Genomic DNA, 12,293 nt, shown 5'->3' on the forward strand with positions numbered 1-12,293 from the left:
TCGCGGTCCCGGGGGACGCCGACGGCGACGTTCTCGCCGTCGAGCTTCACGAGGAGGTTCTTCAGCGTGGCCGAGGCCGGGACGCCGAGGGAGGCGGCGAGGGTCTCGATGGTGGGGGTGTCGGGGGTCGGGATGTCCTCGGCGGCCGGCACGTCCGAGGCGTCGACGGACGCCAACTCGTACGTGATCGCCTCGGTGTTGGCTGCGAAGTCGCAGTTCGGGCAGTCGGCGAAGGTGTCCTCGCCGGCCTCGGCCGGGGCGAGGAACTCCTCGGACTTGGAGCCGCCCATGGCGCCGGCCGTCGCGGCGCAGATGCGGTAGTCGAGGCCGAGGCGCGCGAAGATCTTCTGGTAGGCCTCGCGGTGCAGGGCGTAGGACCGGGCGAGGCCCTCGTCCTCGGTGTCGAAGGAGTAGGAGTCCTTCATCAGGAACTCACGGCCGCGCAGGATGCCGGCGCGGGGGCGGGCCTCGTCGCGGTACTTGTTCTGGATCTGGTAGAGGATGACCGGCAGGTCCTTGTAGGAGGACGCCTGGTCCTTCACCAGCAGGGTGAAGATCTCCTCGTGGGTGGGGCCGAGGAGGTAGTCGCCGCCCCGGCGGTCCTGCAGGCGGAACAGCTCGGGGCCGTACTCCTCCCAGCGGCCGGTGGCCTCGTAGGGCTCGCGCGGCAGGATGGCGGGGAGCAGGACCTCCTGGGCGCCGACGGCGTCCATCTCCTCACGGACGATCCGCTCGACGTTGGCCAGTACCTTCTTGCCGAGGGGCAGCCAGCTCCAGATGCCGGCGGCGGTACGCCGTACGTAGCCGGCGCGGACGAGGAGCTTGTGGCTGAGGACCTCGGCGTCGGCCGGGTCGTCGCGCAACGTCTTCGCCAACAACTGGGACATGCGCTGGACCGATGCGTTCGCCATGGTTCCTCTGCTCCTGCTGCGTGTAGGTGATGGCAGGAGGTTATCCGGGGGGTGCGCGGCGGTGGAAATCGGTTATCCGCGGCGCAGCGGCAGAGGGGCGCCCATGACGGCGTAGGGCTTCGGCGCGCTGGGGAAGAGGACCTGGCGGGCCAGGTCCTGGTAGCCGAGGGAGCGGTAGAGGGCGCGGGCGGGGCTGTCGGCGTCGATCGCGGAGAGGATCGAGCGGGGTTCGGCGGCGTCGTCGGTGATCGTGGTGATCAGGGAGCGTCCGAGGCCGCGGTTCTGGTACGCGGGGTGGACGTGCAGCTCGGTGATCACGAAGGAGTCGTCGAGCCAGTGGTCGTTGCGCAGGGCGCGGAGGTAGGGCTCGACGACGGTGGACCACCAGTGGGTGCGGTCGTTGGGCATGCCGTAGACGAACCCGACGAGGGTGCCGTCGGCTGTGGCGCCGAGAGCCCTCGCCCCCGGGTAGGTCATGTGGCGCAGGACGATCTGGCGGCGGACGGCTACCTCGTCCGGGCCTAGTCCGAAGGCCACGGCTTGGATGGCCAGCGCCTCGTCTACGTGGGCGGAGAGGTCGAGTGGGCCGATCGCCAGGTCCATGCGGGGAGCCTACAGGGGGGGGTTCGGTTGTCAGCCGGGTGCCGGTTGCCTTCGGCTGAGCGCGCCCACGCGGCGGAGCCGCACATCGCCTACAGCCCCGCGCCCCTGGGGGGCGCTTCAGAACAGCACGCTCATGAAGGCGCCGACCTCCTGGAAGCCCACGCGCTGATAGGTCCTCCTGGCCGCGGTGTTGAAGTCGTTGACGTACAGGCTCACGACCGGGGCCACGTCGGCGAGGGCGTAGCGCAGCACGGCCGCCATGCCGGGGGCCGCCAGGCCGGTGCCGCGGTACTCGGGGGCCACCCACACCCCCTGTATCTGGCAGGCGCGGTCCGTCGCGGCGCCGATCTCGGCTTTGAAGGCGACCTTGCCGTCCGCGTCGAAACGGGCGAAGGAGCGACCGGAGCCGACGAGTTCGGCGACGCGGGCCTGGTAGAGCAGGCCGCCGTCGCCGGCCAGCGGGGAGACGCCGACCTCCTCGGTGAACATCGCCACGCACGCCGGCATGATCGTTTCCATTTCGTCCTTGCGGACGCGGCGGACGTAGGGGTCCGGGGTGACGTCGGCCGGGAGGCGGTCGGCGACCATGAGCGGCTGGTGGCGGCGGACCTCGCGGGCCGGGCCCCAGTGGGGTTCCAGCAGCCGCCACAGGTCGGAGATGGCGCCGGAGGGGCCGACGATCGAGGAGCAGCGACGGCCGGCCCGGCGGGCACGGTCGGCGAAGGCGCGGACGGCGCGCGGGCCGGCGCAGATCGGGACCAGGTTGGCTCCGGCGTAGCAGAGGGACGTGAGTATGCCGTCCTCGTACCAGCCCCACATCTCACCGCCCAGCCGCAACGGGTCGAGTCCGGCGATCTGCACGCGCGACGTCACGAAGGCGTTCGCGACCGGCTCGCGGTCGAGGACGGCGAGCGCGGCGTCCAGGTCGCTCGGTTCGAGGACCCGTGAGGTCGTCTGGGTCAACACGTGCGGGGGCCTCACACACTGGGGGGGGCTTGGTCCCCGCACTATAGCTGCGCTGCCTGGGCGGGGCGCCTTGGAGCTCGGGAGGGCTGCTCTGTGGGCGGCTGCGGGGCTTGTGTGGCTGGGCGCGCAGTTCCCCGGCGCCCCTTACGGGGCGCGGAAAGGCCGGCCTTCAGCCCGCGACCGCCACCGAGGGCTCGCCGGAGGTCACGCCGTCCTTCTCCATCTGCTCGGCCAGCTTCATGGCCTCTTCGATGAGGGTCTCGACGATCTTGGACTCGGGGACGGTCTTGATGACCTCGCCCTTGACGAAGATCTGGCCCTTGCCGTTGCCGGAGGCGACGCCGAGGTCGGCCTCGCGGGCCTCGCCGGGGCCGTTCACCACGCAGCCCATGACGGCGACGCGGAGCGGGACGTCCATGCCGGTGAGGCCGGCCGTGACCTCTTCGGCCAGCTTGTAGACGTCGACCTGGGCGCGGCCGCAGGAGGGGCAGGAGACGATCTCGAGGCCGCGCTCCTTGAGGTTCAGGGACTCCAGGATCTGGATGCCGACCTTGACCTCCTCGGCGGGGGGCGCCGAGAGCGAGACGCGGATCGTGTCGCCGATGCCCTGGGAGAGGAGCGCGCCGAAGGCGACCGCCGACTTGATCGTGCCCTGGAAGGCGGGGCCCGCCTCGGTGACGCCGAGGTGCAGCGGGTAGTCGCACTGGGCGGCGAGCTGCTTGTAGGACTCGATCATGACGACCGGGTCGTTGTGCTTGACGGAGATCTTGATGTCCCGGAAGTCGTGCTCCTCGAAGAGGGACGCCTCCCACAGGGCCGACTCCACGAGGGCCTCGGGGGTCGCTTTGCCGTACTTCTGGAGGAGGCGCCGGTCGAGGGAGCCGGCGTTGACGCCGATGCGGATCGGGGTGCCGTGGTCCCGGGCCGCCTTGGCGATCTCCTTGACCTTGTCGTCGAACTGCTTGATGTTGCCCGGGTTGACGCGGACCGCCGCGCAGCCGGCCTCGATCGCCGCGAACACGTACTTCGGCTGGAAGTGGATGTCGGCGATGACCGGGATCTGCGACTTGCGGGCGATGGTCGCGAGGGCGTCGGCGTCGTCCTGCGTCGGGCAGGCGACGCGGACGATCTGGCAGCCGGAGGCGGTGAGTTCGGCGATCTGCTGGAGCGTCGCGCCGATGTCGGAGGTGCGCGTCGTGGTCATCGACTGCACCGAGACAGGGGCGTCTCCGCCGACGGCCACGGATCCGACCTGGATCTGGCGGCTCTTCCGGCGCTCGGCGAGCTTGGTCGGAACGGACGGCATGCCGAGAGAAATCGCAGTCATCTGCTGTGCAACCCCAAGTCGTGGATCAAGGTCCGGTCCCGTGAGCAGCGGGCTCCGAGCTTCGAGATTACGGCACATGCCTCGGCGCGGGCACATCCCACCCACCGCGCCACCCAAGGGGAGGCGGCCCGGCGAAGAGCATGCCGGGCCGCCGCGAACGCCGTATGACTAGGAGATTCTCACCGGGTTAACCACGTCCGCGATCAGGACCAGGATCGTGAAGCAGATGAAGATCCCGGCGACGACGTAGGCGACCGGCATGAGCTTCGCCACGTCGAAGGGGCCCGGGTCGGGTCGGCGCAGCACCTTGGCCGTGTTGCGGCGCAGCGACTCCCACACGGCTCCCGCGATGTGGCCGCCGTCGAGCGGCAGCAGCGGGAGCATGTTGAACAGGAACAGGGAGAGGTTGAAGCCGGCGACCAGCATGACGGCCATGGCCAGCTGCTGGGTGGGCGGGATGTCCAGCGTGAAGATCTCGCCGCCGACGCGGGCCGCGCCGACCACGCCCATCGGGGAGTCGGCCTGGCGCTCGGCGCCGTCGAAGGCCGCGTTCCACAGCGCCGGGACCTTGCCGGGGAGGTCGGCCAGGGAGTCGACGGCCTCGCCGATCCGGTCGCCCATCCAGGTCACGGAGTCGCCGAAGTCCTGCTTGACCACGCCGGTGGCGGCGCTGAAGCCGAGGAAACCGGCCTGGACGTACTGGCCCTCGACGATCCGGCCGCCGGAGTCCTTCTTGGCGACCTGGTTGGTGGCGATCTTCGCGTGCAGGGTGACGGCCTGGCCGTCCCGCTCGACGACGATCGGCACGTCCTTGCCGGGGGTGGCGCGGATCAGGTCCGACAGCTTGTTCCAGTCGTCGGTCTTCACCCCGTTGAAGGAGACGATCTTGTCGCCCGCCTTGAGGCCCGCCGCGGCGGCGGGTGCGGCCGGATCGCCCTTCTGGCACTTGTCGCGGTTCTCGTTCTGCGCGATGACGCACTGGGAGACCGAGCTGACCGTGGTGGTCTGCTGGGTGATCCCGAAGCCCATCAGGACGGTGAGGAACAGTGCCACCGCGAGGACCAGGTTCATGAAGGGGCCCGCGAACATCACGATCACGCGCTTCCACGGGGCGCGCGTGTAGAACATGCGGTTCTCGTCGCCCGGCTTGAGCTCCTCGTAGGCGGCGGTGCGGGCGTCCTCGATCATGCCGCGCCACGGGGAGGTGGAGCGGGCCTCCATCCGGCCGTCGGGGCCGGGCGGGAACATGCCGATCATGCGGATGTAGCCGCCGAACGGGATGGCCTTGATGCCGTACTCCGTCTCGCCCTTGTTGCGCGAGAAGATCGTGGGCCCGAAGCCGACCATGTACTGCGGCACGCGGATGCCGAAGAGCTTGGCGGTGGACAGGTGCCCCAGCTCGTGCCACGCGATCGAGGCGAGCAGGCCGACCGCGAAGAGGACTATGCCGAGGATGAACATCAGGGTCGTCATGCACGGGCCTCCGCCGTCTGTGCCGCCAATTGCCGGGCCCGGGTCCGCGCCCAGGTCTCCGCTTCGAGGACGTCCGACACCGTGAGCGAGGTTCCCGTACGCGGGGTGCCGTGCTCCTCGACGACCCGGGTGACGGTGTCCATGATCCCGTTGAAGGGCAGTACGCCCTGGCGGAACGCCTCCACGCACTCCTCGTTGGCCGCATTGAACACCGCCGGGGCGGTGCCCGCGAGCTCGCCCACATGCCGGGCGAGGTTCACCGAGGGGAAGGCCTCGTTGTCGAGCGGGAAGAACTCCCAGGTCGAGGCCTTGCTCCAGTCGAAGGTGGGGGCCGCGTCGGGGACGCGCTCGGGCCAGCCGAGACCGATGGCGATGGGCCCGCCCATGTCGGGCGGGGTCGCCTGGGCCAGTGTCGATCCATCCGTGAACTCAACCATCGAGTGGACATACGACTGGGGATGCACGACGACCTCAATGCGGTCGAAGGGAATGTCGTAGAGGAGGTGTGCCTCGATGACCTCCAGGCCCTTGTTGACGAGGGTCGCGGAGTTGATCGTGATGACCGGGCCCATGGCCCAGGTCGGGTGCGCGAGGGCGTCCTCGACGGTGACGCCGGCGAGCTCGGCCTTCGTACGGCCGCGGAAGGGGCCGCCGGAGGCGGTGACGACCAGCTTGCGGACATCGGCGCGGGTGCCGGCGGCCAGGGCCTGGAAGAGGGCGGCGTGCTCGGAGTCGACCGGGATGATCTGCCCGGGTTTGGCGAGGGCCTTGACCAGCGGGCCGCCGACGATGAGCGACTCCTTGTTGGCGAGCGCCAGGGTGCGGCCCGCCTCCAGGGCGGCCAGGGTCGGGGCGAGTCCGATGGAGCCGGTGATGCCGTTCAGGACGGTGTGGCAGTCGGAGGCCGCCAGCAGGGTGGCCGCGTCCGGTCCGGTGAGGAGCTCGGGGAGCGGCTCGCTCGTGCCGTACTGCGCGGTGAGCGCCTCGCGCAGCGCCGGTACGACGTCCTCGCGGGCCACCGCGACCGTCCGCACCCGCAGCCGGTACGCCTGCTCGGCGAGGAGGGCGACCCGGCCGCCGTTGGCCGAGAGGCCGGTGACCCGGAACCGGTCGGGGTTGCGCAGCACGAGGTCGATGGCCTGGGTGCCGATGGAGCCGGTGGAGCCGAGGATCACCACGTGCTTCGGTCCGTCTCCCGCTACCGGGTCGTAGACGAGGTGGGGATCGGCGAGGGGGGCTGGACTGTCGCTCATCCCTCCATTGTTGCCGTAAGGCCGGTGTGTGAGGACAGCGCATCCCCCTCATGGGGGCGCGTGCCATAGCGGTGCACGCCCCCATGAGGGCCGGGTCTACCTGATCGGCCGGTGGACGTTCTCCTTCTGCGACGGTCCCGGTGTCGCGTCCGCGATCCAGGGGCCCTCGCCCGACGGGTCGACGATGCCCTGCTCCAGCCACTCGTAGGTGCCGGACAGGACGCCCTTGACGACCTTGCGGTCGAGGTCGTCGGTGTTGGTCCACAGTCGGGTGAAGAGCTCCTCGACGCGGATCCTGGCCTGGCGGCAGAAGACGTCGGCGAGCTGGTAGGCCTCGCGGCCGTGGTCGCCCTGGCTGCGCAGGAGTTCGGCCCGGACGCAGGACGCGCTCATGGCGAACAGCTCGGCGCCGATGTCGACGATCCGGCCGAGGAAGCCCTGCTTGGACTCCATCCGGCCCTGCCAGCGGGACATGGCGTAGAAGGTCGAACGGGCGAGCTTGCGGGCGGTGCGCTCGACGTAGCGCAGGTGCCCGGAGAGGTCCACGCCGTGTTTGAACTCGCCGTAGGAGGCGGGGAGCTGGCCGGGTCCGGCGACCAGTTTGGGCAGCCATTTGGCGTAGAAGACGCCCGCGTTCGCGCCCGCCCTGGCCTTGTCGCCGAGGGACTTCTCGGGGTCGATGAGGTCGCCGGCGACCGAGAGGTGGGCGTCGACGGCCTCGCGGGCGATGAGGAGGTGCATGATCTCCGTCGAGCCCTCGAAGATGCGGTTGATGCGCAGGTCGCGCAGGAGCTGCTCGGCGGGGACGCCGCGCTCGCCGCGGGCCCGGAGGGAGTCGGCGGTCTCGAAACCGCGGCCGCCGCGGATCTGGACGAGTTCGTCGGCCATCGTCCAGGCCATCTCGGAGGCGTACAGCTTGGCGAGGGCGCCCTCGATGCGGATGTCGTTGCGGTCCTCGTCGGCCATCTGCGAGGCCAGGTCCGTCACGGCCTCCAGGGCGAAGGTGGTGGCCGCGATGAAGGAGATCTTGGAGCCGACCGCCTCGTGGTGTGCGACGGGCTTGCCCCACTGCTCGCGGGCCGCCGACCACTCCCGGGCGATCTTCAGGCACCACTTGCCGGCCGCGACACAGGAAGCCGGCAGCGAGAGCCGCCCGGTGTTGAGGGTGGTCAGGGCGATCTTCAGGCCCTGGCCCTCCTCGCCGACGCGGTTGGCGGCGGGGACGCGGACCTGATGGAAGCGCGTGACGCCGTTCTCGATGCCGCGCAGGCCCATGAAGGCGTTGCGGTTCTCCACGGTGACGCCGGGCGAGTTGGTTTCCACGACGAAGGCCGTGATGCCGCCGCGGTGGCCCTCGCTCTTCGGGACCCGGGCCATGACGACCAGCAGGTCGGCGACGACGCCGTTGGTGGTCCACAGCTTCACGCCGTCGAGGACGTAGTCTCCCCCACTCTCGGCTCCGCTCGAGCGGGAGGTGCCCCCATCGTCCGGGATCGCGGTGGTGGCGAGGCGGGCCGGGTCGGAGCCGACGTCGGGCTCGGTGAGCAGGAAGGCACTGATGTCCGTGCGGGCGCAGCGGGGCAGGAAGCGCTCGCGCTGCTCCTGGGTGCCGAACAGTTTGAGGGGCTGGGGCACGCCGATCGACTGGTGCGCGGAGAGCAGCACGCCGATCGCGGGGCTGGCGGAGCCGGCCAGGGAGAGGGCCTTGTTGTAGTACACCTGCCCGAGGCCGAGCCCGCCGTACTTGGTGTCGATCTTCATGCCGAAGGCGCCGAGCTCCTTCAGCCCGTCGATCACCTCGTCGGGGATCCGGGCCTCGCGCTCGATGAGGCCCCCGTCGACCTTCGTCTCGACGAAGTCGCGGAGCTTGGCGAGAAACTCCTCGCCGCGCTGGGCCCGCTCGTCGTCCGGGAGGGGGTGGGGGTGGATGAGGTCGAGCCGGAAGCGGCCGAGGAACAGCTCCTTGGCGAAGCTGGGCTTGCGCCAGTGCTGTTCCCGGGCGGCCTCCGCCACCTCACGGGCCTCCCGCTCGGTGACGGCGGGACGGGAAGAGGGGGTGGTGGAAGCGGACATGAGGGGCACCTCGCCGCAACTAGAAGATGGAGGACTGTTTCGTTACCGACCAGTGCTACTGGATCGTTGGTACCCGAATCCGGACGCTCCCACCAGTCCTCGCGCGTCCGTTCAGCCGATGGGGGCGCAGCACGCCCGGTACTTGTCGCACCGCTGACGACGGTGTTGCATCGAGGCGGCGTGCCGGGTGACGAGTCCCGCCCTGAGAGGGCTCCGGGAAATCGGTATCGAAGCGCTTCGACAACCTATGGACACCCACTCCTGCTGGAGCTACTGTCGAACCACCCTCATCCACCCGTATCAGCAACGCGCACTGTCGAAGCGCTTCACAAGAGCTTGGAGAGCTGGATGGTCACCCTCGCCGAGGTCGCCCAGCACGCCGGAGTCTCGGCGAGCACGGTGAGCTATGTCCTCAGCGGCAAGCGGTCCATCTCCGCGAACACCCGGCACAGGGTGGAGCAGAGCATCCGTGAGCTCGGGTACCACCCGAACGCCGGGGCCCGCGCTCTGGCCAGCAGCAAGTCGAACATCATCGCGCTGATGATCCCGCTGCGCACGGACATGTATGTGCCCGTGATGATGGAGATCGCCATCGCCGTGGCGACCTCCGCCCGCGCCCACGGGTACGACGTGCTGCTGCTCACCGGTGAGGAGGGGCCCGACGCGGTGCGCCGCGTGGCGGGCAGCGGGCTCGCCGACGGGATGATCCTTATGGACGTCGAACTCGACGACGAGCGGCTGCCGCTGCTGCGCGCGACGGACCAGCCGTCCGTGCTGATCGGGCTGCCCGCCGACACCTCGGGGCTGACCTGCGTCGATCTGGACTTCCGGGCGACGGGCGCGCTGTGCGTGGAGCACCTGGCCAAGCAGGGGCACCAGGACATCGCCGTCATCGGGGAGGCCCCGGCCGTCTACGAGCGGCACACCGGCTTCGCCGAACGCACCCTCGACGGGCTCAGGACCCGTTCGCGGGAGCTGGGCGTGCGGCTGCTGCACCGGCCGTGCGAGGGCGGGTACGACGCGATGGCCGTGACGCTCGCCCGGATCCTCGACGAGCGCCCGGACACCTCGGGGCTCATCGTGCAGAACGAGTCGGCGGTCGAGCCCCTGCTCGCGCTGCTGCGCCAGCAGGGCCGGGCCGTGCCGGAGGACGTGTCGGTGGTCGCGATCTGCCCCGACCAGGTCGCGATGCAGGCCTCGGTGCGGCTCACGTCGGTGGCCATCCCCGCGCAGGAGATGGGCCGGCATGCCGTGGACCACCTGGTCGCCAAGCTGGAGGGGCGTGGCAGCGACGAGGTCGTGCTGATCGCCCCCGAGCTGACGGTACGGGGCAGCACGGGGCCGGCGCCCAGCCGGTCGTAACCACACCGCTCTCCCCGCCCGTCTTGAACACCGCCCTCCTCTCAGGGCACCCCCGTGTCCGCACACCGCTTTCAGCACACCCCTGTCTGCACACCTCTGTCTGCACTCCTCCAGGAGCACAGGAGCCCGCCTCGTGAATCAGCCTGCTGAAACCCAGCCCCAGGTGAGCCTGGCGCAGTCCTCCCCGACCGTCGGCACGTTCCGCGAGCGGGACGGTGCGCTGGAATGGAGCGGCCGCCAGGAGACCGTCCGGATCGAGCCGTGGGGGCCGGACGCGGTCCGGGTGCGTGCCCGGCTCGGCGGCCCCGTCCTCGAAGGGCTGCCGGGCGCCCTGCTCGACGAGGCTCCCGCGACGCCGGCCACCGTGAAGATCGAGGACGGCCGGGGACTGCTGGCCGTCGGCGCGCTCACCGTCGAGGTGAGCGCCGAGGGCCTGATCCGCTTCCTGCGCACGGAGGACTCCACCGAGATCCTCGCCGAGGACCGCGCCCACTTCTGGTGGCCCGGCTCCCGCCTCTACACGGCCGTCGGCAACGGCCACCACCGCCTGGAGCAGCGCTTCGCCGCCTACGACGACGAGAAGCTGTACGGCCTCGGCCAGCACCAGCACGGGCGGCTCGACCAGAAGGGCCTGGTGCTGGACCTGATCCAGCGCAACGCCGAGGTCGGCATCCCGGTGCTGACCTCCAGCCGCGGTTACACCCTGCTGTGGAACAACCCGGCGATCGGCCGCGTGGAGCTGGCGCACAACGGCACCCGGTGGGTCGCCGACTCGGCCCGGCAGATCGACTACTGGATCACGGCGGGCGACCCGGCCGGCGGCCAGCGCCGCTACAGCGCGGTGACCGGCCGCAGCCCGATGCTGCCTCAGTGGGCGGCGGGCTTCTGGCAGTGCAAGCTGCGCTACCGCACCCAGGACGAGCTGATGGAGGTGGCCCGGGAGTACAAGCGACGCGGTCTGCCCATCTCGGCGATCGTCTGCGACTTCTTCCACTGGACGCACCTCGGCGACTGGAAGTTCGACCCGAAGGAGTGGCCGGACCCGGCGGCGATGGTGCGGGAGCTGGAGGAGCTCGGCATCAAGCTGGTGGTGAGCGTCTGGCCGTCGGTGTCGCCGCTGAGCGAGAACCACCCGGTCCTGGAGCAGCGCGGCTGGTTCATCGGCACCCAGTACGGGCCGATGGCGCACGCCGACTGGCCCGACAAGGAGGTCGCCTCCACGGTCCAGGTGGCCTTCTACGACGCCACCAACCCGGACGCCCGGGAGTTCGTGTGGTCGAAGGTGAAGGAGAACTACCTCGACCCGTACGGCATCACGGCGTTCTGGCTGGACGCCTGCGAGCCGGAGCTGAAGCCGGGCTTCCAGGAGAACCTGCGCTACTGGGCGGGTCCCGGCCTGGAGGTCGGCAACGCCTACCCGGCGGAGAACGCCCGCACCTTCTACGAGGGCCTGGCCGCCACCGGCGAGGAGGAGATCGTCACCCTCAACCGCTCGGCGTGGGCGGGCAGTCAGCGCTACGGCGCCGCCCTGTGGTCCGGTGACATCGGCACGGACTTCCCGACCCTGCGCCGCCAGATCGCGGCCGGCCTCAACACGGCCCTGTCGGGCATCCCGTGGTGGAACACCGACATCGGGGGCTTCCACGGCGGCGACCCGGACGACCCGGACTACCGGGAGGTGATGGTCCGCTGGTTCCAGTTCGGCGCGCTGTCCCCGCTGATGCGGCTGCACGGCTTCCGCGACCCGGGCATGCCGCTGGGCCCGGAGATGACCGGCGGCCCGAACGAGGTGTGGTCGTACGGCGAGGAGGCCGGGGCGATCCTGGAGCGGTACCTGCGGCTGCGCGAGCGGCTGAAGCCGTATGTGCTGGACGTCATGCGGGCGGCCCACGAGGAGGGCCTGCCGGTGATGCGGCCGCTGTTCCTCGAGTTCCCGGACGACCCGGCGGCCTGGTCGGTCGACGACTCCTACCTGTTCGGCCCGGACCTGCTGGTCGCGCCGGTGCTGACGGCCGGCGCCACCGCCCGTACGGCGTACCTGCCGGCGGGGGCGTCCTGGACGGACGCGTGGACGGGTGAGACGTACGAGGGCGGCCGGGCCGTGACGGTCGACGCCCCGCTGGACCGCATCCCGCTGTTCCTGCGGGACGGGGCGCGGCTGCCCGTAGCGGAGTAGCCGCGTCGGAAGGGGTGGCCGGATCGATGGAGGTCTTCCGGCCATCCCCTGTCGCCTGTCGCCTGTCGCCTGTCGCCTGTCGCCTGTCGCCTGTCGCCTGTCGCCTGTCGCCTGTCGCCTGTCGCCTGTCGCCTGTCGCCTGTCGCCTG

General features: G+C 70.6%; 9 protein-coding genes. 2 read left to right on the plus strand and 7 right to left on the minus strand.

The annotated features are described in order from the left end of the window. The 7 genes from proS to ABZ281_RS08415 form a co-directional block, all read right to left on the minus strand. Nucleotides 1–911, minus strand: a 911-nt coding sequence (gene proS, locus ABZ281_RS08385; protein WP_356653364.1) for a proline--tRNA ligase, incomplete at its 3' end; no start/stop codon positions are given. A 72-nt stretch (nt 912–983) separates the two neighbouring features. Beyond that, on the minus strand, nt 984–1,514 hold the full coding sequence (locus tag ABZ281_RS08390; RefSeq protein WP_356653366.1) for a GNAT family N-acetyltransferase: 531 nt from the start codon (nt 1,512–1,514) through the stop codon (nt 984–986). A 117-nt stretch (nt 1,515–1,631) separates the two neighbouring features. Next, a complete protein-coding gene (locus tag ABZ281_RS08395; protein ID WP_356653368.1) occupies nt 1,632–2,480 on the minus strand; it encodes a GNAT family N-acetyltransferase in 849 nt (282 codons plus the stop codon). A 169-nt stretch (nt 2,481–2,649) separates the two neighbouring features. Then, on the minus strand, nt 2,650–3,807 hold the full coding sequence (ispG, locus tag ABZ281_RS08400) for a flavodoxin-dependent (E)-4-hydroxy-3-methylbut-2-enyl-diphosphate synthase (protein WP_356653370.1): 1,158 nt from the start codon (nt 3,805–3,807) through the stop codon (nt 2,650–2,652). Nucleotides 3,808–3,975: 168 nt separating this feature from the next. Further along, on the minus strand, nt 3,976–5,268 hold the full coding sequence (locus ABZ281_RS08405) for a site-2 protease family protein (RefSeq protein WP_356653389.1): 1,293 nt from the start codon (nt 5,266–5,268) through the stop codon (nt 3,976–3,978). Between the two features lie 8 nt (nt 5,269–5,276). Beyond that, nucleotides 5,277–6,533: a 1-deoxy-D-xylulose-5-phosphate reductoisomerase gene (gene dxr, locus ABZ281_RS08410; RefSeq protein ID WP_356653372.1), complete on the minus strand. Its 1,257-nt coding sequence runs from the start codon at nt 6,531–6,533 to the stop codon at nt 5,277–5,279. 96 nt (nt 6,534–6,629) lie between these two features. After that, nucleotides 6,630–8,606, minus strand: a complete 1,977-nt coding sequence (locus tag ABZ281_RS08415; RefSeq protein WP_356653374.1) for an acyl-CoA dehydrogenase family protein — start codon at nt 8,604–8,606, stop codon at nt 6,630–6,632. A 348-nt stretch (nt 8,607–8,954) separates the two neighbouring features. On the opposite strand from ABZ281_RS08415, the gene ABZ281_RS08420 reads away from it, so the two are divergent. Further along, nucleotides 8,955–9,968, plus strand: coding sequence for a LacI family DNA-binding transcriptional regulator (locus ABZ281_RS08420; RefSeq protein ID WP_356653376.1), 1,014 nt, complete (start codon nt 8,955–8,957; stop codon nt 9,966–9,968). Between the two features lie 133 nt (nt 9,969–10,101). Continuing rightward, entirely contained in the window at nt 10,102–12,144 is a 2,043-nt protein-coding gene (locus ABZ281_RS08425; RefSeq protein WP_356653378.1) for a TIM-barrel domain-containing protein, read from the plus strand. Nucleotides 12,145–12,293 lie beyond the last annotated feature (149 nt).

Source organism: Streptomyces sp. NPDC006265, from assembly GCF_040613555.1.
In the GTDB taxonomy this organism is placed as follows: domain Bacteria; phylum Actinomycetota; class Actinomycetes; order Streptomycetales; family Streptomycetaceae; genus Streptomyces.